Source organism: Psychrobacter sp. APC 3279 (assembly GCF_030407795.1).
Lineage (GTDB): Bacteria > Pseudomonadota > Gammaproteobacteria > Pseudomonadales > Moraxellaceae > Psychrobacter.
The window spans coordinates 87,666-109,647 of record NZ_JASDCR010000010.1; the positions used below are offsets into that span (position 1 = coordinate 87,666).

Annotated in this window: 19 protein-coding genes; 11 read left to right on the top strand and 8 right to left on the bottom strand. The window is 43.5% G+C overall.

Features of this window, described 5'->3' with window-relative positions; genetic code table 11:
• Positions 1-5: 5 nt before the first annotated feature.
• From QL898_RS07000 to QL898_RS07020, 5 genes are all read right to left on the bottom strand, one after another.
• Positions 6-1,577, bottom strand: coding sequence for an exonuclease SbcCD subunit D C-terminal domain-containing protein (locus QL898_RS07000; protein ID WP_290176289.1), 1,572 nt, complete (start codon positions 1,575-1,577; stop codon positions 6-8).
• Positions 1,578-1,774: 197 nt separating this feature from the next.
• Positions 1,775-3,415 carry a siroheme synthase CysG gene (cysG, locus tag QL898_RS07005; protein WP_290176290.1) on the bottom strand — a complete coding sequence of 547 codons (1,641 nt, stop codon included), beginning with the start codon at positions 3,413-3,415 and terminating at the stop codon, positions 1,775-1,777.
• A gap of 399 nt (positions 3,416-3,814) precedes the next feature.
• A complete protein-coding gene (locus QL898_RS07010) occupies positions 3,815-4,453 on the bottom strand; it encodes a phosphoadenosine phosphosulfate reductase family protein (protein ID WP_160021712.1) in 639 nt (212 codons plus the stop codon).
• Positions 4,454-4,537: 84 nt separating this feature from the next.
• A complete protein-coding gene (locus QL898_RS07015; RefSeq protein WP_160021713.1) occupies positions 4,538-5,158 on the bottom strand; it encodes a DUF934 domain-containing protein in 621 nt (206 codons plus the stop codon).
• On the bottom strand, positions 5,151-6,842 hold the full coding sequence (locus QL898_RS07020) for a nitrite/sulfite reductase (RefSeq protein WP_290176291.1): 1,692 nt from the start codon (positions 6,840-6,842) through the stop codon (positions 5,151-5,153). Before QL898_RS07020 ends, QL898_RS07015 begins: the two co-directional genes overlap by 8 nt.
• A gap of 343 nt (positions 6,843-7,185) precedes the next feature.
• Here QL898_RS07020 and sat point away from each other — a divergent pair, with 343 nt between their 5' ends.
• Positions 7,186-8,448: a sulfate adenylyltransferase gene (gene sat, locus QL898_RS07025; protein WP_160021715.1), complete on the top strand. Its 1,263-nt coding sequence runs from the start codon at positions 7,186-7,188 to the stop codon at positions 8,446-8,448.
• 136 nt (positions 8,449-8,584) lie between these two features.
• Here the strand turns inward: sat and QL898_RS07030 are convergent, their stop codons facing one another.
• A complete protein-coding gene (locus tag QL898_RS07030; protein WP_290176292.1) occupies positions 8,585-9,124 on the bottom strand; it encodes a hypothetical protein in 540 nt (179 codons plus the stop codon).
• A 418-nt stretch (positions 9,125-9,542) separates the two neighbouring features.
• Here QL898_RS07030 and QL898_RS07035 point away from each other — a divergent pair, with 418 nt between their 5' ends.
• From QL898_RS07035 to cysA, 5 genes are all read left to right on the top strand, one after another.
• Positions 9,543-10,670: a sulfate ABC transporter substrate-binding protein gene (locus QL898_RS07035; protein WP_290176293.1), complete on the top strand. Its 1,128-nt coding sequence runs from the start codon at positions 9,543-9,545 to the stop codon at positions 10,668-10,670.
• Positions 10,671-10,938: 268 nt separating this feature from the next.
• Positions 10,939-12,030 carry a sulfate ABC transporter substrate-binding protein gene (locus tag QL898_RS07040; protein WP_160021718.1) on the top strand — a complete coding sequence of 364 codons (1,092 nt, stop codon included), beginning with the start codon at positions 10,939-10,941 and terminating at the stop codon, positions 12,028-12,030.
• 223 nt (positions 12,031-12,253) lie between these two features.
• The gene (gene cysT / locus QL898_RS07045) at positions 12,254-13,138 is read left to right on the top strand and encodes a sulfate ABC transporter permease subunit CysT (protein ID WP_057760265.1); all 885 of its coding nucleotides are present in this window, start codon (positions 12,254-12,256) and stop codon (positions 13,136-13,138) included.
• A gap of 1 nt (position 13,139) precedes the next feature.
• Entirely contained in the window at positions 13,140-14,090 is a 951-nt protein-coding gene (cysW, locus tag QL898_RS07050; protein ID WP_160021719.1) for a sulfate ABC transporter permease subunit CysW, read from the top strand.
• 96 nt (positions 14,091-14,186) lie between these two features.
• Positions 14,187-14,909: a sulfate ABC transporter ATP-binding protein gene (cysA, locus tag QL898_RS07055; RefSeq protein ID WP_082624600.1), complete on the top strand. Its 723-nt coding sequence runs from the start codon at positions 14,187-14,189 to the stop codon at positions 14,907-14,909.
• Between the two features lie 175 nt (positions 14,910-15,084).
• Here the strand turns inward: cysA and QL898_RS07060 are convergent, their stop codons facing one another.
• Positions 15,085-15,414 (bottom strand): metalloregulator ArsR/SmtB family transcription factor, encoded by a 330-nt coding sequence (locus tag QL898_RS07060; protein WP_290176294.1) that lies wholly within the window; start codon positions 15,412-15,414, stop codon positions 15,085-15,087.
• A gap of 388 nt (positions 15,415-15,802) precedes the next feature.
• Here QL898_RS07060 and QL898_RS07065 point away from each other — a divergent pair, with 388 nt between their 5' ends.
• The 3 genes from QL898_RS07065 (at position 15,803) to bfr (QL898_RS07075) (ending at position 17,391) form a co-directional block, all read left to right on the top strand.
• Positions 15,803-15,994: a (2Fe-2S)-binding protein gene (locus tag QL898_RS07065; protein WP_101205900.1), complete on the top strand. Its 192-nt coding sequence runs from the start codon at positions 15,803-15,805 to the stop codon at positions 15,992-15,994.
• Between the two features lie 360 nt (positions 15,995-16,354).
• Complete coding sequence (bfr, locus tag QL898_RS07070; protein WP_057760257.1) at positions 16,355-16,843, top strand: bacterioferritin; 489 nt, start codon at positions 16,355-16,357, stop codon at positions 16,841-16,843.
• 68 nt (positions 16,844-16,911) lie between these two features.
• Complete coding sequence (bfr, locus tag QL898_RS07075; RefSeq protein ID WP_057760255.1) at positions 16,912-17,391, top strand: bacterioferritin; 480 nt, start codon at positions 16,912-16,914, stop codon at positions 17,389-17,391.
• Positions 17,392-17,572: 181 nt separating this feature from the next.
• On the opposite strand, the gene QL898_RS07080 is transcribed toward bfr (QL898_RS07075), so the two are convergent.
• Entirely contained in the window at positions 17,573-18,949 is a 1,377-nt protein-coding gene (locus tag QL898_RS07080) for a DHA2 family efflux MFS transporter permease subunit (RefSeq protein WP_102090732.1), read from the bottom strand.
• A gap of 328 nt (positions 18,950-19,277) precedes the next feature.
• Here QL898_RS07080 and yghU point away from each other — a divergent pair, with 328 nt between their 5' ends.
• Together yghU and QL898_RS07090 are read left to right on the top strand one after the other, a co-directional pair.
• Positions 19,278-20,099, top strand: a complete 822-nt coding sequence (gene yghU, locus QL898_RS07085; protein ID WP_160021722.1) for a glutathione-dependent disulfide-bond oxidoreductase — start codon at positions 19,278-19,280, stop codon at positions 20,097-20,099.
• 262 nt (positions 20,100-20,361) lie between these two features.
• A complete protein-coding gene (locus QL898_RS07090) occupies positions 20,362-21,654 on the top strand; it encodes a DUF1176 domain-containing protein (protein ID WP_290176295.1) in 1,293 nt (430 codons plus the stop codon).
• The last annotated feature ends 328 nt before the right edge of the window (positions 21,655-21,982 follow it).

A 21,982-nucleotide genomic window follows, 5' to 3' on the forward strand; every position in this document is an offset into this window, starting at 1 on the left:
TTATATCATTCCGCCTGTTTGTCTTCATGACGTAAGTTATAAAGTATCTGACCATAGGCATCGCGCAATGAGTCTTTTTGAGAATCAGCCACATCATTTATCGTCAAGCAGCGCTCAAACACTTCCATCTCATTTAAGTCCTGCAAGTTCTCTGAGGTCTGCTGTTGATTAAGCACTTTGTTATAAGTACGAGTGTTTTTTATCTTAAGCACTTCACATGGCAACCCTTCTACCATTGCTTGCACTTGCTCACGCAAATCACTGACGATTTCGTCACCTGTATAGACAACCTCCAGCCAAATAGAGTCAGATTGCGTAAGCGCTCTAATGGTTTGTTCAATCGTGGTTAGGTCACCAGATATTTGCGCCAATTGTTGGAACTTTGGGATGGGTAGGGACACTACTTGCATCTGATTAGCATCATCGCGATGTAGGATTTCATTGCTAGTCACGGCATAAGTCGAGGTTGGTTGATTGTTTGTATCTTGCTCAACAGGAGTATTTTCTATGGCAGTAGATTGTGCTACCTCTTCATTATCTGAAGGCTCATCAAAGCCAAACAAATCATCCATGAAAGGAAGTTCCTGACTCGCCACTTTTTTAGCGGTTTTTTCTGCTAATTTATCTACTGATTTTTTCACTTGGGCGACTTCAATGTCAGCAGTTGTATCGATAGCATGAGGAGTAATACTATTAGGTGCAACGTTTAGCTCTGAGATGTCGTTATTGAAATGTTCTGCGGCACCAAACTGTACGAGCAATACTTGCTTTTGTTGTTTGGCCTCTCCGAAACCCATGGCGATGGGTGAGCCTGAGTAGCGAATACTCTCACGACCGCCAACGCGCTGCGGCACGTGCAAATGTCCAAGTGCGACATAATCGAAGCCATCATTGAACATATCGGCGGAGATTTTACCTAGTGAGCCGACATAGAGCTCGCGTACACCATCATCCTCAGTTGTTTTGCCACCAGATGCGAATAGATGTCCTGTCGCGATAATAGGAATATATCGCTGATGCGTTTTGATTAAATCGGCTTGTTTAGTTTTCGCAATGTCTGCAACATTGTCATAATGCGCACAAATACCAGCGATAACATTGGCGTCTTTGCTATCTGCGGACTCGCCAGCGCTACTGCTACGTACATCCCGATCGCGCAGATAGGGCACAGCGGCAATAATACAATGGGGGTTGTTGTCGTCATCACCCAAGACCAATACTTCGTCGTCCAAGTTATCACAAGCCGTGCCGATCACATGGACATTTAAAAATTTAAGCACATTGCTTGGCGCATCTAAAAAAGTTGGTGAATCATGATTACCTGCGACAATAACCACATGCTGACAGCAAGAGCGTGAGACCTTACCCAAAAACTCATAATACAGCGCTTGGGCTTTATTGCTAGGGGTCATGGTATCGAAAATATCACCTGCGACGATCAATATGTCTACTTTTTGCGCGCTGATGGTGTCTTGTAGCCAATGCAGGAATGACTCAAACTCTTCGTAACGGAGACGCCCATACAGACGTCGCCCCAAGTGCCAGTCAGAGGTATGCAATATGGTTAAAGGTTTCATTCGCGTGGTTAAAGAACAAGACAAGCTAGCATCAGGTATGGGCATAAGTAGACTATGATTATGAGCAGTAGAAAGTCTTCATTCTAGCAAGAATCGTTGAGATTTGCGCTGTTGCCAAAAGAAAACCCTACCAATAATATACTGGTAGGGTTTACTCATTATTCATGACTCATCGTTTTGCAGGTTAGCAGTAAGTGCTAGTCAATAATCAATTGCTCCAGACCATCTCCTTGCTGCGTTGCAAGATTTGCGACCATCGATAGGGCATGAGCTTGTTGGTCTATGGGTTGTTGTACTGTTTCACCTCTTGATCCTTCACGCAACCAATTTTTAGCGATGTCATCGCTGTTTTGACTGTGCTGCTGATTTTGTAAATTATACCAAGCCAAATCATGATGCAAGCTGACTACGTCGCCCATAATTAGGAGGGCAGGCGTTGGCAATTGTGCTTGTTCTTGTTTGGCAACAATCGTTGCAAGCGTACCTGTCAATACTTGCTGATTGGGCATACTCGCATTAGAGACGATAGCAATCGGCGTCTCGCTACTACGACCAGCATCAACCAAGCCTTCAGTCAGACGAGCCAGCGAGTGCAGACCCATATAAAACACGACTGTCTCATCAGTATTTAAAAAGTTCTCAAAATTACTGTTGGGTGCACCAGCTTTCAAAAATCCCGTCACAAAACGCACCGACTGTGAATGGTCACGATGAGTTAGCGGAATGCCTGCATAGCTAGCAGCGGCATTGGCAGCAGTAATACCAGGAACGACTTGATATGGCACATTATGTGCCCGCAGGCTTTCGATCTCTTCGCCGCCACGTCCAAAGATAAATGGATCGCCACCTTTTAAACGCACGACACGGCGACCTTGTTTGGCATGATTGACGAGTAGCTCATTGATGCCCAACTGCGCGACCGTATGGTTGCTGCGTTTTTTACCGACGAATACTTTATCAGCATCACGGCGACATAAGTCCAACACCTGCGGTGAAACTAGTGCATCATAAAACACCACGTCCGCTTGCTGCATTAGACGCAAGGCTTTAAAGGTCAACAGCTCTGGATCACCAGGGCCTGCGCCAACGATATATACTTCACCAACGGCTGGTAAGGCTTTTTCTGGCTCATCCGATGCGACAGGCTTAATGGTATCCGACTCTCTAACCGAGTTTGCATCGTCGCTTTTCTTACTGATAGCCGCTGCGGTACTATCCAAATCGGCTTTTAACTGTGCAGCCGCTTCAGTTTCATTACCGGCAAACATCAGCTGACTGACCTGACCTTCAAATGCTCGCTCCCAAAACTGACGACGGCCAGTAAGCGTCGGTATCTTGGCTTTTACCTCACTGCGGAATTCACCTGCCAGCTTGGCCAATTTTCCATAGCCTTGCGGGATTAATGTCTCAAGGCGTGCCCGTAACAGACGTGCCAGTACTGGCGCTTTACCATTTGATGAGATACCAATCACAATGGGATTGCGATCGATAATCGCTGGAAAGATAAAGTCACATAAATGCGGCGTATCGACCACATTGACTGGAATGTTTAGCTCAGTCGCATCTGCATGAATCTGGTGATTCAGCGTCTCATCATCAGTCGCAGCAATGATTACCCGTGCGCCTGACATATAGGTTTTATTATAATTCTCATAGATAAACTGGTGCTTATCATCAGTTAGCAAAGCTTGTAGCTCATGGCTGATATCGGGTGCAAGTATAGTGATACAGGCACCTGCACGGCTGAGCAAATCCGCTTTACGCAGTGCCACTTCGCCGCCGCCCACGATAAGCACTTTACGGTCTTCTAATTTAAAAAATAGCGGGAAGGTGTTCATAGTGTCACCATATATTTAATTGTTTATTATAAAAGGTAGAAAAGATATAAGGAATGCCGCCATTATGAGGTATCACAAGCACACTCTCACCTAGTGAATTGGCATTAGTATATTCGTTTTTGAGATATTAATTCATATTTTAGCTAGTAATAGGAATAGCGGTAAGTTTTCGATATATAGCCAGAGAACTAGTAAAAGGCTACGGCATTACTCTCCCTAGAGGTACTATTTGTACAATCTGCAATCGACTGCCTTGTACCCATATTAGATTTCTTTGACTATAGATAGAACAGGCACAAAAAAATCCCGCTTAACGACTCTATTAAGAGCCAAGCGGGATTTTTTATTTATACAGCTATAGCCGTTATTCAATAAACAATAGCTATAGTCAGTGCCTTACTATAGCTGAGTATGCAAACCACACTCACGGCTTTCTTCTACCTTAGTTGGATCAAAGTAGTCATGCTCGTTTGGCAAGTTGTGCTCTTCTAGATATACGTCTAAATCAGCATCGGTTTTTTCAAATAATGGCGCTACTTTTAGCACACCGTCTTTTGATAAGCTAAGTACGTCAAGACCTTGGCGGAACTCAGTTTGGTCTTTACGAATAGCATTGAACCACACATCTGGCTTTAGCTCATCTAACGCACGGCGGAATGGCTCAAGTTTAACTTGCTCAGTGAACTCGTCATGCTGTGGGTTATCGATACCTGGGATGCCATTCATCGTCGCGTCACGGTGTGCAGCCGTTTGCTTAGGGATATAAGTAACGACATTTAGGTTCAAATCATGGATAAGCTTGTTGGCAAACTGATAAGTAGCATCAGTGTTGTAACCTGAGTCTACCCACAATACTGTGATATCAGGACGCTGTTTAGCAACTAAGTGCAAAATAGCCGATTCATATGGACGGAAGTTCGTCGTGATGATTGGGTTTTTTGCTTGAGTCAGTGCCCACTCAACGATTTGCTCAGGTGACTTACCTTGCAGGTCTTTGTTGGCTTGGTCAAGATCTAGATTTGGGTGTAATTGGCTCATAATACGTTCCTTAATTGTTGTTAATATAAAAATGTTGAATAAAAATATCGGGTATTACTATAAAAATTATGGTCAGTGCGACAGCTATGCGACTGAAGGCTCTGACGGTTGTGCAAACATCGGTAAATCTGAAGCGCTTCGACCGTCAGAGCTACTAGCAAGGGCAGTAAAGGCTTGCTCAATACCAAATTTAGAATCTGCTTCTAGGTCATGCTCGCTCAATACAAAGCTATCAACGCCCACACGTAGCATATAGGCAATTTGATCGCGGCCAAACGCGCCAGCCACTCGAATCTCGCCTATATAACCAATTTGGCGCAGCGTACGTGCAAAGCTAAAGTGACGGCCATCAGCGAACTTAGGCACATCAATTACGATAAGTGCGTGTGTTGATAAGAACTCACTAAGTCCCTCTAATGCATCAGCGTCAGTATCGGCAGTAACCCACAATCCAAGCCGGCTACTGTGCTGTACGATCAGCTCATAGACTTCTTTAATCAGACCACCAGCCTGTGCGCCCGTAAGATCTAATAGATCAACAAGTGGCACGATGACATCAGGTTTTTCTTGTTTTTGTAATAGCTCAAGCAACGTAATGTTAGTCGATACAATGCTCTCTGGCAGTGCATCAGTAGTAAGTACATGCCATGTATCTTGACTGCCAATATCGACGCCATGACTGTCCAAAATATGGTGATTAGCCATAGACCTTCTCCTTAAATGGATCAATACCAACGCGCTCAACCAATTGACCAAAGCTTTCTACATCGTTATCAGTACTGGCACGTAAGTCCACATAGACATCAACGATCTGCTGTATGGTGTTGGCAACCTCAAGAGCCGGCACAGATTTTCCTAAGATTTTGCCAAGTTTGGCATCGTCGCTAGAGTTGCCGCCAAGGCTAATTTGATACCAATGTTCGCCTTTTTTATCGACACCCAAGATACCAATATCGCCTGTATGATGGTGCGCACAAGCATTGATACAGCCAGACATGTTCAGGCGAATCTCACCCAAGTCGTATAGATAGTCTAGGTCATCGAACTGTTTTTCGATTTGTTCAGCGATGTTGTGCGTCGTTGCATTGGCAAGCGAGCAGTAATCCCAACCTGGGCAGACAATCATATCTGTTAGGGTGTTGATGTTTGCGCGTGCTAAATGCAATTCTGATAGCTGCTGCCACAATTCATAAAGCTTATTGGTTTGCACATCAGCGAATACTAGATTCTGCTGATAAGTACCACGCAGCTCACCAAAGCTATATTTGTCAGACAGGTCAGCCAGTGCATCCATCTGTGATTCACTGACATCACCGGATGGTACATATTTGCCATCGACCAAACCTGCTTTGAGAGAAATAACCACGGCACGATAGCCCGCTATTTTATGGGCTACGGTGTTTTGGTTATACCAATTGGCAAAGTCTTTATCAGCATCTAGTTGCTGTTGTAGCTCAGACTGTACTTGTAGTGCGTCAAACGATACATAGTCAGGCTCACTAAAGAAGCTGCTCGCAGTGGCAAAGTTCTCATCAGTCAAAGTCAATGGGCCATCTTTGGTATGAGCTTCCCACTCGGCATCGACCAATTTAGCAAAGGCTGGACCGCCCATGCTTTCGACCAAAATTTTGATACGTGATCTGTATTTGCTGCCTTTGTCACGGCGACCATGCAAGTTATAGACACGCAAGATGGCGTCTAAATAACTAAGCAGATGCTGACGTGGCAAGAATTTATTGATAACTTTACCAAGGACAGGAATACGTCCTAGACCACCACCAACCAATACTTCAAAACCAATCTCACCTTCATCATTGGTTTTTACATGTAGACCGACATCATGTACTTGGGTTGCCGCGCGGTCATCATTAGTACCGATCACAGCAATCTTAAATTTACGCGGCAAAAAAGCAAACTCAGGATGGAAGGTTGACCATTGGCGGATAATCTCGCAATAAGGACGTGGATCAGCGATTTCTTCTTTATGGATACCAGCATATGGATCGGTGGTGGTATTACGGATACAGTTGCCTGAGGTTTGGATGGCATGCATTTGTACTGATGCTAATTCAGCCAAGATATCTGGCACATCTTCTAGCTTTGGCCAGTTCAGCTGAATATTGGTACGGGTCGTGAAGTGCCCATAGCCTTTATCATACTTGCGAGTAATTTCGGCCAATTTGCGCAACTGGTAGCTGGCAAGCAAACCGTAAGGAATGGCGATACGCAACATCGGAGCATAACGCTGGATGTACAGGCCGTTTTGCAATCGCAATGGCAAAAACTGCTCTTCTGGCAGCTCACCTGCCAAAAATCGCTCGGTTTGGTCGCGAAATTGGGCAACTCGTTCCTCTACCAAAGTCTGGTCAGCGTAATTATATTGATACATGACGTAATCTCAGTTTTGTTTTTAATCTTAAAATCAGCGACGAAAATGATTTGCGTGTGTAATAGGTTTTATTGCCGTTCGCAATGTAAATAATTCAGCTATACATCATATAAGCTTGTACCCAGAAACATAAATTCCTTTCAGACATATCCATATCCAAACACAGCATAAATTTTCATAACGAAAGTTAGGTAGCCTATGCGTAACAAATTCAATGCCCAATCGTTAGCACGCTATTTATTATCTAGCGACGGCTTTCTTCTCAGTTTTGTACATTTAATTGCTGTTGCATTTTTGCTCATCTCTTCCAACCATTCTTTTTATAAGAGGTTTTAATAACTATATGTCTCAGACTCAAAGCCAAACCCAATCCCAATTCAAATCAAAGCTGGTTCCTCCACACGGTAGTGCAGAGCTTAAGCCACTATTACTAAATGGTGCAGCACGCGATCAAGCATTAGAACTTGCCAGCACATTGCCAACCATCACCTTAAGCTCACGTGAGCGTGGCGATTTAATCATGTTCGGTATCGGCGGTTTCACTCCGTTAAATGGTTTTATGAATCAAGCGGACTGGCAGGGTGTAGTAGACAACATGCGCTTGCAAAGCGGCGAAAACGCAGGCTTGTTTTGGCCAATTCCTATCACTTTGTCTGCGCCAAAAGAGACTGCGGATAATTTGAGTCAAGGTGACAAAGTAGCCTTGGTCGCTCAAGATGGCGAAGTCATGGGTATCTTGACGGTAGAAGAAACCTACACTATCGATAAAGAGCACGAGTGCCAGCAAGTATTCACGACTACGGATTCAGAGCATCCAGGCGTACAGCAAGTATTGAACCAAGAAGCCGTCAATATTGCCGGTAGTGTCGAAGTGTTGAGCGAAGGTGAGTTCCCAACGTTATATCCAGAAATCTACAAAACGCCAGCAGAAACGCGCGCAATTTTGGATGCTAAAGGCTGGAAAACAGTGGCTGCATTCCAGACGCGTAATCCAATGCACCGCTCACATGAATATCTGGCTAAGATTGCAATTGAGATCTGTGATGGTGTGCTGATTCATTCATTATTAGGCGCATTGAAACCTGGCGATATCCCAGCAGAAGTCCGCCAAGAAGCCATTAAAACATTAATTGATAACTACTTTAGACAAGATACTGTTATCCAAGCAGGTTATCCGTTAGATATGCGTTATGCTGGCCCACGTGAAGCGTTACTACATGCGCTATTCCGTCAAAACTACGGATGTAGCCATCTGATTGTTGGTCGTGATCATGCGGGTGTCGGCGATTACTACGGTGCGTTTGATGCGCAAACGATTTTTGAACATGTTGGTAAAGACGACCTTATCACCCAACCGCTCAAAATTGGCTGGACGTTCTGGTGTAATGCTTGTAATGCTATGGCCTCTGACAAGACTTGCCCGCATGACGCCTCTGAGCACGTTAAAGTGTCAGGTACCAAGCTGCGTAAAGCATTATCAGAAGACGAAGAGGTACCAGATAACTTTAGCCGTCCAGAAGTACTACAGATTTTGCGTGACTACTATGCCGGCATTGCAAAAGAAGAGCGTGCTGAAGTTAAATTAACAGGTGCCTCTGCCGTATAAAAACTGATCATCAGTATAAAAAAATTATACTAAGCCAATCATAAAAAAGGTGTCAGACTTATAGTCTGGCACCTTTTTGTTTTTATCACTACTTTTGAAATGAAAAACACGTCCTAACACATGCTAGCGATGACTATTAAATCTCCAAACCTACTGCCAGCTTTTTATACTCTCCAGCAAGCGAGCCTCCACCTGAGCAAAAATAGTTCAATGCATACTTGTCTGAGCTGTCGATGATGAGGGTATCGTCCTTAAATTGAAAAAAGGCAGTACTGCCATTTACCTTTGCCTGAAAAATCGTGCCATGAGCAGTATCTTGTCCCATTAATGTCGCCTTACCATCGAAGTGACAAGTAGGTTTTTTGATATCGCTGCGTGAGCGAACTTTAATGTCAATCTGTCGATCACCATCTGCTCGTACCATCACGCCAACCCAATCATAGCCTTGTGCTCGTTTGTCGTAGTCGGCAGTAGCGTAATCCGCTGAAACCTTGTCTGTTGAAACTTTATCTGTTGAAAATCTGTCTGCTGAGACATTGGTACCCAAGATATTACTTTCAATAGCTGGCAAAGTAGATGTTGTACTGGCAATTGATTTAACCGTGCTGTGGCTATCGCTATGCACAGTGGGCGACACGCTATTACAGCCTGTTAAAGCAGCTAGGGTATAGGTCATTATTATTAGCCCTACAATAGAATAAAATTGACGGTATAAAAGAGTCATATAAAGGCCTTTGGTCAAGTAGGAGGGTAAGGTTTGCATAGTATCGAGATAATGAAAGTATCATTAATACAGCAAACTTCATGACGTACAAATAATGGTACAGCCTACCCAAATCATAGTCTACTTAATAAACCTGCCAGCAACTACTCAACCCATTTTATTCTTAACGATGCAAAATGATGCAAAACGATTGCTCCTATCACTTATGCCAACTTCACTAGTCGATAAGCTAATTCGTCACTAAGCGTTTGCTATTTCTGCTGCTAGCATAGCTTGCATCATCCCGACAACCGAACTCAAAAGATTGTAGGCTCTGTGATGATGGTCAAGATTTTGACAAAACGCTTCTAATACTTTTATCGAGAGCATCATGCAAAAAAAATTCCAACAAATCAGCATTGCTAGCATTCAATCAACTAATGATAAGCCTGTAAAAGCGCGTGTACTTGCCACCAGCGGCATGCTCGCAGCAGCGATGATAATGACAGGCTGCAGTCCAACCGAAGCGACGCAAGATGACGCGGCAAATAGTGCCAGTGGCGAGACAAAAGATGTCAATCTACTCAACGTTTCCTATGATGTGTCTCGCGACTTTTATAAAGACTACAACACTTTATTCAGTACCGACTATCAGAAGACTCATCCAAATAGCAAAGTAAATATCAATCAGTCACATGGCGGCTCTAGTAAGCAAGCGCTTTCTGTCGCCAACGGTTTGCAAGCGGATGTAGTGACTTTTAACCAAGAGAGCGATATGAATCTATTGGTGGAAAAAGGCTTGGTCGCTGCTGACTGGCAGCAAGCACTACCAAATAATGCCGTGCCGTACACCAGCACCATGGTGCTACTGGTTCGCGCTGGTAATCCAAAAAATATCAAAGACTGGTCAGATTTGGCCCGTAATGATATCGATGTGGTCATCCCAAACCCGAAAACCAGTGGTACAGCGCGTTATGCTTTCTTGGGTGCTTATGGCTACGGCTTGCACCAATTCAAAGAAAGCAATAATGAAAACCCTGTAAAAACCAATGACTTTATTAAAAAGCTGCTGGCCAATGTCGTCACTTATGACAATGGCGCGCGCGCTGCGACTACCAGCTTTACCCAGCGTGGTCTAGGTGATGTATTGATCACGACCGAAAACGAAGCACATTTGGCTGCACAGCAATTTGCAAAGGGTAACGTTGATATCGTATATCCGAGCTATTCGATTACGATTGCCAACCCAGTAGCGGTCGTAACGGCAGTGACTGAAAAATCTGGTAAGACGGAAGCAGCTAGTGCTTATCTAAAAGGCTTGTGGGACAAACCTGCCCAAGAGCTCATGGCAAAAATGTACATGCGTCCAAGTGATGAGCAAATTTTAGCTGCTCACAAAGATACTTTGCCTGATATTGAGACGTTTGAACCTGTGGCTGTATTTGGCTCATGGGCAGAGATTATGGATGCTTTCTTTGTAGATGGCGGCCGTTTTGATCAGCTGGCAACCACGAAGTAGTCGTTAATTCTCAGTTTATATAGCTATCTATCTTAGCTGCTTTCAATGAAACGCGGACAAGATAGATAGGGCGCATGCCAGTATTAAAACCATCAATAAACAAACAGTCGGTTATACATATAGATTCTTTTAACAACTTATTGATATGTCTAGCTTTGTTTACTGGTTATTCCCTTTTGGCAATAACATACGCATATTCATCATTAAACATAATAAGATGGCGCTGTTAGCATACTTGCATTACACAACAGACATCTTTGAGGTATTTATGACAGACGTAGCTCGTTATCAACAGAAAAGTAAAACTCTTAGTGCCTTGAGTATTGCTGGCGTTGCATTGACCCTTGGTCTAGCTGGCTGTAGCAACAGTGAGACTACTGAGGCCACAGCCGATGGTTCAGCGACGACAGAAGGGCAAAATATCGAGCTACTTAATGTCTCATATGATGTGGCACGTGACTTCTATAAAGATTACAACCCGTTGTTTGTCGAGCATTACAAGGCTGAGAACCCAGACAGCAATATCCTAATCAAACAGTCACATGGCGGCTCAAGTAAGCAAGCATTGTCTGTGGCCAATGGTCTGCAAGCGGATGTTGCCACCATGAACCAAGGGTCTGATATTGAGCTGCTTGAGAAGAAAGGCTTGGTTGAGTCAGATTGGGAAAGCAAATTCCCAGACAACGCGGTTCCTTTTACCAGTACGATTGTATTCTTGGTGCGTAAAGACAATCCAAAAAACATCAAAGACTGGGAAGATTTGACCAAAGATGGTGTTGAGATTGTCATGGCCAATCCAAAGGTCACAGGTAACGGTCGTTATGCGTTCTTAGGTGCATACGGTTATGGTCTACATGCTTTTAATAAAGATGAAACGAAAGCTAAAGGCTACGTCAAAGACATGCTAAAAAATGTCAAAGTCTATGAAAACGGCGGACGTGCAGCAACGACAACTTTCGTACAGCGCGGTATCGGTGATGTGTTGGTTACTTTTGAAAACGAAGCCAACCTTGCAGCAACTGATTTTGGCGCAGGTCAAGTAGACATCGTTTATCCAAAATACTCGATTAAGTCAGAAAGCCCTGTGGCAGTTGTGAAGACGGTAACAGATAAAAAAGGCACTACAGACGCTGCCAAAGCGTATCTTGATTACTTATGGAGTGAGCCTGCTCAGCAGCTAGCGGCCAATCTATATCTACGTCCTAGTGTTAAGAGCGTTCTTGACAAAAACGGTGACAAATTACCGCCAGTTGAGACTTTCCGCCCGAACGATGCATTTGGCACATGGGATGAGATCATGAGCACTTACTTCAGTGATGGCGGTGTATTTGATCAATTGGCAATTAACGCGCCTCAGTAATCACTTGCTAAGTACTTAGAGTAGCTACTGCGCTAAACACTGAAACGGATTAACTCAATTATTCGTACAGTCAGTCATGAAGCACCCCATAAAGGACATGGTCGTACGCACTATGTCCTTTATATCATAAGCCGACCAATAATAATTTTGATAACAATGGTAATAATGGTCTTACAGTGAGCACCCTCGCTAAGTACCATCAGTTAGGCAATAGGACATCACTATGAGTGCAACATCTTCTTCTGCCAGTAAGCCCGGCAATAAAAAAGGTTGGCTGACCCGTTTGCGTCAGCGCAATGTGCTACCCGGGTTCGGTCTGAGCATGGGTATTACTGTCTTTAGCTTGTCGTTATTGGTGGTACTACCGTTTGCCATGATGGCCTATACCACGACGCAGATGGGTTGGACTGGCTTTTGGGAAACCATTACCCAGCCACAAGTCACTGCCGCTATCAAGCTGAGCTTATGGATGTCGTTTTTGGCGATGTTGACTAATATGGTATTTGGCACATTGGTCGCATGGGTACTTGTGCGCTATGAGTTTTGGGGAAAGTCACTGATTAATGCCTTGGTTGATTTACCATTTGCACTACCAACTGCCGTTACAGGTATCTCGCTTGCCACTTTATATGCGCCTAATGGCTTGATCGGTCAATGGTTTGCCAAGTTCGATATTCAGGTCGCCTTTACGCCAATAGGTATTTGGCTAGCACTGGTTGTGGTTAGCTTTCCCTTTATTGTCCGCGCGGTGCAGCCAGTACTCGCTGAGCTGTCAGTAGAGTTTGAAGAAGCCGCTGCAGTATTGGGCGCCAATCGTTTGACAACTTTTCGTAAAGTGATTTTGCCGGAGTTGTTACCTGCTTTGCTAATGGGTGCAGGTATGATGTTTGCCCGTGCCACTGGTGAGTATGGTTCAGTTATTTTTATCGCGGGCAATATTCCGATGCAGTCTGAGATTTTGCCGCTCATTATCATCAGTAAGCTTGAGCAATTTGATATTCAAGGTGCTTCTGCGGTGGCATTATTTATGCTACTCATATCATTTGTCATCTTGCTGACTATTAATATCATGCAGTGGAAACTGTCGCGCCGTGTAGGAGCTCGCTAATATGCAAATATCTAATAGCTATGACTACCAAAGCAACGCTGCGACCAAAGATACCCCATGGATACGCCGTACCTTTATTGCCATTGCTGTGCTATTCATGATTGTCATGTTGGTCATTCCATTACTGGCTGTGTTTTACGAAGCCTTTAAAAATGGTTGGCAGTTATATATTGCTTCATTAGTAGACCCTGAAGCTTTACAAGCTATCAAGCTTACGCTCATCACGGCAGGAATTGTCTTACCGATTAATATGGTAATGGGCATTGCGATTGCATGGCTTGTCACGCGTTACCAGTTTAAAGGTAAGCAGCTGGTCACTACTTTGCTAGATTTACCATTTTCGGTATCACCAGTGGTTGCAGGCTTGATGTTTGTACTGCTGTTTGGACTGAACTCTACTATCGGCGGTTGGCTTGAGAGCATGGGTTTCCAAGTGATCTATGCGGTGCCTGGTATCATTTTGGCGACGTTGTTTGTGACCTTTCCTTTTGTTGCACGTGAGCTGATCCCATTGATGCAGACTCAAGGCGACTCTGAAGAGCAAGCAGCGCTCACACTAGGTGCGACTGGTTGGCAGACGTTTTGGCATGTGACATTGCCTAATATCAAATGGGCGCTGTTGTACGGTTTGATTTTGACCAATGCCCGCGCGATGGGTGAGTTTGGTGCGGTCAGCGTGGTTTCCGGTCACATTCGCGGCGAGACCAACACCATGCCGCTATTGGTTGAGATTGCCTATAACGATTATAACTTTACCGCTGCGTTTGCCTTATCAAGCATATTGGCTGCATTAGCCTTAGTGACGCTACTGATTCAGCAAGTCATGACTAAGATACAAGAGCGTAAATTTGCCAAGTCTGAGCGGCTTGCCAGTGCACCTGAGCTGCCAGTAAGTGCTAACGCCACTGTCGCCACTGAATCGACGAGTGCGGACAGTACTGGCAAGGTATAACTGCCATTATCTGATAAATGATGTTAATACTACGGATGCAGTCGCTACTCAGCTACTTGCCACGATACGACAAAAGATATAATAAGAGATACGATTATGAGCATTGAGATTCGCAACGTTAATAAAAAATTCGGCAATTTTACCGCTTTAGACAATATCAATATCACTGTGCCGACTGGCAAACTGACGACGTTACTAGGCCCGTCAGGCTGCGGTAAGACCACTTTGCTACGTATTATCGCAGGTCTAGAGTATGCTGACTCTGGGCAGGTATTGTTCGATGAGCTGGATGTGACCAATACCCCAGTTCAAAAGCGCCATATTGGCTTTATGTTTCAGCATTATGCCTTGTTTCGCCATAAGAACATCGCGGACAATGTGGCGTTTGGATTGACCTTGTTGCCAAAAAACGAACGCCCGAGCAAAGCTGATATCAATAAGCGTGTGGCAGAGCTCTTAGACCTCGTACAGCTACCACAAGTTGCCAATGCTTATCCGCATCAGCTATCAGGTGGTCAGCGCCAACGCATTGCGCTAGCACGTGCACTTGCTGTCAAACCGAAGCTACTGCTGTTAGATGAGCCGTTTGGTGCACTAGATGCCAAAGTTCGTAAAGAGCTGCGCACATGGCTAAAAAACATCCATCACGAGCTTGGTATCACCAGTATCATGGTAACGCATGATCAAGAAGAAGCACGTGCGGTATCAGATGAGATCGTCGTGATGAATCAAGGCCGAGTAGAGCAGGTAGGCACGTCAGAGGAGCTGATACACCAGCCAGCCAACGCCTTTATCAGCGATTTCTTAGATCTTGTATAAGCATTTGATCTAGCGCAATGTAGGTCCAATTATCAATATTTAAGCCAAAAAAAAGACCTACGAAAGTAGGTCTTTTTGGTTTGGCGCATTGCCGCAGATATATTGTCTCAAACGATTTTTATAAAGCGTAGTCAAAGAGCCAAAAACCTAAGCGGACACAAGCGGACAATCGTATCTACGCAAGATCCGATACATCTCTACTAGTTCCTCTAGGAGTGATTTGGTCGTAGGTGATGTCTAAGATATCTTGACACCAATCTGGTAAATCATCAGCGACCTCATACCACATCCAAGTACCGTCACGCACACAGCTCAAGATACCCAATTTTTTCAAATGGTTTAGGTGGCGTGATATCGTTGGTTGTGGCTGGTCAAGCATATCTACCAAATCACCCACGCAACGTGCTTCTTTTTTGAAAAGAATTTGAAATATTTTTAGACGTGTCGGATCAGATAGGACTTTGAATAAATCGATAGGTCGTATCGTAAAGTTATTATCAGACATAGGTGAATTCCAATGGGCTTCGTTAATAGGGGTTCAATATAACAGCAGTTATCTACAAAATCGATTAAAAAATAAGCAAATTTACAGTTCATCGTTAATTTACTACCTTTGACAATATTCGGTTACACGCACACTTATATCCACTTACATAAATGAACTGCCTGTAATACAAGGATACCGTCTCAACGAATAAATATATCGAATGTGATTGAAAATGATAATAATTATCGTTATTATACTGCAAGCGATAAACGTGATTTCAACGACTAAGTTTTCATTGCTAGAAAACAGTAAATTATCCGTTTATCAATGACACTTACCACAAAAGTTTTTATATAAGTGTCGTATGCCGTCATTATCGAATAGTGGTATTCCGAGGAGCCAATCCATGTACGTATGTATCTGTAACAACGTAAAAGAAAAGCAAATCAAAGCAGCTATTGCTGCAGGTGTTGATACGCTCGATGGTCTAAAAGATACGCTCGACGTGGCAACGTGCTGTGGCTGCTGTGAGCCGATGGTCAATGACTACCTAGACGAACATCATGCAAAACTCGATAATCTAGCATACGCCGTTTAAATATTATCAATCATATACCTTGTAATATAATACGAGAAAATATATTCAATATTCTGCATCTAACTTTATTATACATAAAGGGTCGGGTGCAAGCGTCCATATAAACTCACTCAAACGCCAGCATGTTACATAACACATATCAATACTAGTTGTAGCTAATTATGATTCTCAATTAGCATCTTATTCTTAGTTCATAACGTTACACCCTATACTGCGCCTGTATGCTACTATATTTACTTGACATTAGAAGCCATTTTATTGATTTTGATTTTTACTGATCAGTTCGCCAATTATGCTATCCTTATATGATAAATTGTGGATGTATGGTGATCGGTAAAAATAAATAGGGGAGTACGCGTTATGATAGGTAGCCAGAAAGTCATTGATTATTTGAATTTCTTACTAGGTGGTGAGCTTGCCGCTCGTGACCAATATTTTATTCATTCAGAGATGTACGCTGAGTGGCACTATGGCAAGTTATACGACCGTATCCATCATGAAATGGAAGACGAAACGCTACACGCACAAAATATCATTCGCCGTATCTTGATGTTGAGTGGCACGCCAAAGATGTCAGTCGACGCTATTCATATTGGTGCGACTGTCCCTGAGATGTTGCAGTTTGACCTAGATTTAGAGTACCAAGTACAAAAGCATCTAAAAGAAGGTATCGCACTTTGCGAAGCAGAGCATGACTATGTCACGCGTGAGATGCTGGTTGAGCAGTTGAAAGACACCGAAGAAGATCATGCGCACTGGCTTGAGCAGCAGCTCCGTCTCATCGACATGATTGGTCTACCGAATTACCTACAAAGCCAAATGGCTGAAGTTACTCCTAATATTGTCTGATATCATCCTACGTATGAATAGCATTCACAGTATTTAGCATAAATAATAGAGATTAAGGGAGAAAGGTAATGACAGGGGATAAAGAAGTTATTCGCGCGTTAAACAAAGTACTTGGGCAGTCACTGATTGCCATCAACCAGTATTTTTTGCATGCTCGTATTGCACGTCATTGGGGGCTAGAGGCGCTTAATGACTCATTGTATAAGCAATCTATTGCTGAGATGAAATGGTCAGACGACCTAATCGCTCGTATTTTATTGCTAGGCGGTTTGCCAAACTTGCAGGAACTGGGCAAGGTATTGGTCGGTGAAGATGTACCAGAAATTATCGAGTGCAACTTACGTCTTGAGAGACAAAAGTTCGATATTATTACTGACGCCGTCACCTTATGTGAGACAAAGTCTGACTATGTCTCTCGCCAGCTATTAGTCACGCTAAAAGATGGCAATGAAGAGTATGAAGATTGGTTAGAGACGCAGCAGGACTTAATCGAGAGTATTGGTGTAGAGCGCTACATCCAATCGCAAATGAGTGATGATGACGCATAATAGTATTAATTATTAATGTCAGTCATAAGAAAAAGCCAGTATGAGATTGATAATCCAATCGCATACTGGCTTTTTTCTGTCTATAGATAAGACATTTCTAACATTTCGGGTATACAGAATAGAGACGTGTTGTACGTAAAGTCTCACTCAATAGAAAGCTTATCTTGATTGGAGACACGCTCTAGTATAAACCGCGGCCATCCTCAGGTTTTAAACGTAAAAAATACAGCCCCGAAAGAATGGTCAAAATGCCCAATATCCAATAAGTGGTTTGGAACGCCACTAACGTATCCATCTGTAGACGCTCACGTAATAAATTCAATACAGCAGCACCGAACGCAATACCAAAGCTAATCGCCAACTGCTGATTGACCGCCATTAAGCTATTACCGCTACTAGTCTGTGTGCCCTGTAAATCGCCAATCGTAATCGTATTCATCGCACTAAACTGCATAGAGTTGCAGGCACCCATGATGGTTAAGATAGGTATAAACCATAGCCACTGCGACGCATCGTTAAACTGCGCTAGTACAATGATAAGCGAACCCATAAACAAGGTATTGTAGACCAGTACTTTACGATAGCTAAACCGTTGAATAATCTTGCTAACCCAAGGTTTGATACCTATAGCACCCACCGCAATTGGGGCAAGTAGCCAACCTGCCTGCGAAGGTGAGTACTCAAATACCACCTGTAGTAATAAGGGCAGCAAAAATGGCACTGCACTGATACCAAGCCGCGTAAACAAATTGCCTGTAATACCGATTCGAAAGGTGCGAATATCAAACAAGCTCAGTGGAAACAGGGGAGCTGCTCGCCGTTTGGCATGCCAGATGTACGCACCGATCAATAGACTTGCGCCTAACCCGAGTAATAGCCCATAAACCCCGCGACCAGTCTGTGAACCAAACTCGACAGCCAGTGTGAATCCGCAAGCAGCAGCGGCAAACAATACAAACCCTGTCCAGTCAAGACGCTTAGTGTCTTCAAATAGCGCTGGCACCAGTTTTTTGCCCATGATAAAACCTGCCACGCCCATCGGTATATTGATCAAGAATATCCAATGCCAGCTGGCATACTGCACGATATAGCCGCCCAATACCGGACCGACTAGTGGTGCAACCAATGCTGGTATCACAGCGAAATTCATCACAGTGAGTAGCTTATTGCGCGGATAAGACTTGACCAATATCAAACGAGCGACAGGCGTCATCATGGCACCGCCGATACCCTGTACCACGCGTGAAGCAACCAAAAAATCTAGTGTTTGCGACGCCGCACACAGTAATGAGCCAACACAAAAAATGATGACCGCTGATAAAAATACGCGGCGTGTGCCATATTTATCCGCTAAAAAACCACTGATAGGGATAAAGATCGCTAGGGTCAATGCATAGCTAATGACTGCCCACTGCATCTTTAGTGGCGACTCACCCAGTGCTTGCGCCATTTGTGGCAACGAGGTATTCAAAATAGTAGCGTCTAAAATTTGCATAAATAGCGCTACCGCTAGTACGTAAGGTAGGTATTTCTCTTGAGTCGGGGTGAGCGTTACCATGTGAGTCCCATTGAACGTCTCGTTATGAAGTAAGAAAATAGCGGATTTGCGAGCAGATCACTATGCAAGCTGAGTAGTATAAGAAAGCCTGGCTCATAATAAAAGTGACTCAAAGTAACTAATATAAGAGCAACGATGCGAAGGGTAGCTAATAAAAAGGCAAAGAGTCGAAATATGACAAAAAATTCGATGCGTGCTAATAGCTCCTCTGTATTTACTCTGGCAGTAGAAACACAACATTGATTACAAGAGAGGACTTTAATATCGTTATGAGTTCTCGTTATAGTAAACCTTCGCGGCAGTCATAAATACAAACCGAGGATAAATTATGAGTCAAGATAATAATAAATACGTACCACCAAAAGTTTGGACGCAAGATAAAGACAACGGCGGCAAGTTTGCTAGTATTAACAGTCCAACGTCTGGAGCTCGCTATGATAAAGAGCTGCCCGTTGGTGATGCCCCGTTACAGCTGTACTCGTTAAATACGCCAAATGGTGTCAAGGTAAACATACTATTAGAAGAGCTGGCAGAGCTTGGCATTGACGGAGCAGCATATGATGCCTATAAAATCGATATTTCTAAAGGTGAGCAGTTTGGCTCAGGGTTCGTAGAGATAAACCCTAATTCAAAGATTCCAGCCTTGGTCGATCATTCTACTGATACAGCAGAGGGGCCGATAGCACTCTTTGAGTCGGGTGCTATCTTAATGTATCTAGCAGAAAAGTTTGATAAGTTCCTACCACTGGCTACTGGCAAAGCGCGAGCAGATTGTTTGTCTTGGATTATGTGGCAAATGGGTAGCGCGCCTTTCTTAGGTGGCGGCTTTGGACACTTTTATGCGTATGCGCCTGAACCTCTAGAGTACCCAATCAACCGCTATACGATGGAAACCAAGCGTCAGCTCGATGTATTAGATACGCATTTAAAAGATAATGAGTACCTGTGCGGCAATGATGAATCTGATTACAACATTGCGGATATGATTGTCTGGTCTTGGTATGGTCAGTTGGCACTAGGTAAGCTCTATGACGCGGCAGAATTTTTACAAGTAGAAGACTATAAACACTTGCAGCGTTGGGCTAAGAAAATCGCCGAACGTCCTGCGGTCAAACGTGCAGTAGCGCTAGAGCTAAAACCAATCGACTAAACTAAGTACTCAGTACAGCTTAGATCTAACAGTACAGTTTAAGCATAAATAAACCTTAAACAGAGCAGCAAGGCTGATAAGCAAATAGCTTATCAGCCTTTTTATATATTCATAAAAATGAATATAACGTATGCTAGGTCTTCCTTTTGTATTTACACAATGATACATTAGTACAACAGATAGAAACACTAGTGCGTTAAGATAGCCGAGCACCATTACAATAGACAGGTGTTTATACTTCTTCTACTGAAAGGTGATGATTATGAAAGACAATAATTATATAAACAATATGTCGCTATTAAAAGGCGTTGATTTAACTGGTGTTAGTAGGTCAGGGATTACCTATGACGATAATAAGTATGATGACAATAGCTATAAAGATAGTGCCCAGTTTAATAAAAATCCCAAAAACATCATTGTAGAGTATTACTCAGAAAACATACCTAAAAAAATAAAAGAACAACCCACCTATATGATAAAAAATAAAATATTACTGCCTGTACTTGCAGCGCTTAGCACAGCTTTATTTAGTACCACCAGTATGGCCAGCACATCGACTGAGTTTACCAGTCAAGACTGGCAAGTCGCTTGTGATAATACGCGTACATGCCGGCTGGCAGGGTATCAAGCAGAGAATAACAGCGAGTTCCCGGTTTCTATATTGCTCGTACGCCGCGCAGGTGCGAATGCTGGCGTGGATGGTAAAGTAAAGCTTGGCGGGGCAAAGGACAGCTCGTCTAAAGCCCTAATGCAGCTCGGTAATCGTCATCGCATCTCGTTGTTTATTAACGACAAGGATTATGGCGAAACGAAGCCATTTTCAGCCGCTGCAGGTAACGCTGAGCTTACTCAAGCGCAGGTAACTGCATTATTAGAGGCTTTGACTAAATCTAGTAAGATTACGTTGGCCTTGCGCAATTCACGTTGGCAGCTCTCTGACAAAGGTGCCAGTGCTGCTATGCTAAAAGCCGATGAGTTCCAAGGTCGCGTTGGTACATCCAGTGCTTTTATCAAAAATGATGATGTTGTTAAATCTAGTGGCGGTATATTGCCTCCCAAAGCCGCACCGGTACTACGGTTTGTCGTGCCAAGTGCCAAAGCTGATGATGGTAATGACAAAAAATTTGTTATGAGGTCCTCTCAGTTGGCATCATTGGTAAAAGGCACAATGAAAGATGCAGACAGCGTTTGTCCTAATCTTTCAGACAAATCACCTTGGCGTATCAGTCGTCTAAATGGCTCGCAACTGTTGGCACAGCATGAGTGCTGGACAGGCGCTTATAACGCTGGAGCAGGGGTTTGGGTAATCAATGACAGTAAACCTTATAAGCCAACATTGGTAACGACCAATGCTACTGGCTACGATAAAGGTAAGCTTACTTCTGTACAAAAAGGTCGCGGCATCGGTGATTGCATGAGCAAAACCGATTGGCTATGGACGGGCCGTGCATTTGAAAAAAGCCATGAAAGTACCACAGGACTTTGCCGCTTAATTGAGGCGGGCGGGGCATGGCAGCTACCTACTTATGTAACAGAAGTCAAAGTAGTACGATAGATAAATAGCCAGTAGCTCATTTTCTTTAGTTATTAAATTTTGCTGTAGTCATTAAATAAAACATCTAAACTTGTTTATTATCAACACTGTTAGTGCTTATTTACTCAGTAATTGAAGAAATAGGTACATATATTTTTTTATTGTGCTATACTGCGTCGCCACGTTAGCTTAGGCTTTCGTGAATTATGAGATTGATAACATCGCCTGCGATTTTGGGTCTAGGATGACCATAAGTAATTGTTGCCGATGATTTTGTGTACTTAAATAACCTTTAAAAATATCCGTTATTTTTGACTCATATCTTATCTACTGGCCTATAACTAGGGTC

Coding starts and splice junctions, on each gene's coding strand:
- QL898_RS07065 (WP_101205900.1), top strand. CDS start 15,803: ATGTACGTATGTATCTGTAACAACGTAAAAGAAAAGCAAATCAAAGCA.
- bfr (WP_057760255.1), top strand. CDS start 16,912: ATGACAGGGGATAAAGAAGTTATTCGCGCGTTAAACAAAGTACTTGGG.
- QL898_RS07015 (WP_160021713.1), bottom strand. CDS start 5,158: ATGGCTAATCACCATATTTTGGACAGTCATGGCGTCGATATTGGCAGT.
- QL898_RS07000 (WP_290176289.1), bottom strand. CDS start 1,577: ATGAAACCTTTAACCATATTGCATACCTCTGACTGGCACTTGGGGCGA.
- cysA (WP_082624600.1), top strand. CDS start 14,187: ATGAGCATTGAGATTCGCAACGTTAATAAAAAATTCGGCAATTTTACC.
- QL898_RS07030 (WP_290176292.1), bottom strand. CDS start 9,124: ATGACCTATACCCTAGCTGCTTTAACAGGCTGTAATAGCGTGTCGCCC.
- cysT (WP_057760265.1), top strand. CDS start 12,254: ATGAGTGCAACATCTTCTTCTGCCAGTAAGCCCGGCAATAAAAAAGGT.
- QL898_RS07020 (WP_290176291.1), bottom strand. CDS start 6,842: ATGTATCAATATAATTACGCTGACCAGACTTTGGTAGAGGAACGAGTT.
- QL898_RS07080 (WP_102090732.1), bottom strand. CDS start 18,949: ATGGTAACGCTCACCCCGACTCAAGAGAAATACCTACCTTACGTACTA.
- QL898_RS07040 (WP_160021718.1), top strand. CDS start 10,939: ATGACAGACGTAGCTCGTTATCAACAGAAAAGTAAAACTCTTAGTGCC.
- QL898_RS07060 (WP_290176294.1), bottom strand. CDS start 15,414: ATGTCTGATAATAACTTTACGATACGACCTATCGATTTATTCAAAGTC.
- cysW (WP_160021719.1), top strand. CDS start 13,140: ATGCAAATATCTAATAGCTATGACTACCAAAGCAACGCTGCGACCAAA.
- QL898_RS07090 (WP_290176295.1), top strand. CDS start 20,362: ATGAAAGACAATAATTATATAAACAATATGTCGCTATTAAAAGGCGTT.
- QL898_RS07035 (WP_290176293.1), top strand. CDS start 9,543: ATGCAAAAAAAATTCCAACAAATCAGCATTGCTAGCATTCAATCAACT.
- QL898_RS07010 (WP_160021712.1), bottom strand. CDS start 4,453: ATGAGCCAATTACACCCAAATCTAGATCTTGACCAAGCCAACAAAGAC.
- bfr (WP_057760257.1), top strand. CDS start 16,355: ATGATAGGTAGCCAGAAAGTCATTGATTATTTGAATTTCTTACTAGGT.
- yghU (WP_160021722.1), top strand. CDS start 19,278: ATGAGTCAAGATAATAATAAATACGTACCACCAAAAGTTTGGACGCAA.
- sat (WP_160021715.1), top strand. CDS start 7,186: ATGTCTCAGACTCAAAGCCAAACCCAATCCCAATTCAAATCAAAGCTG.
- cysG (WP_290176290.1), bottom strand. CDS start 3,415: ATGAACACCTTCCCGCTATTTTTTAAATTAGAAGACCGTAAAGTGCTT.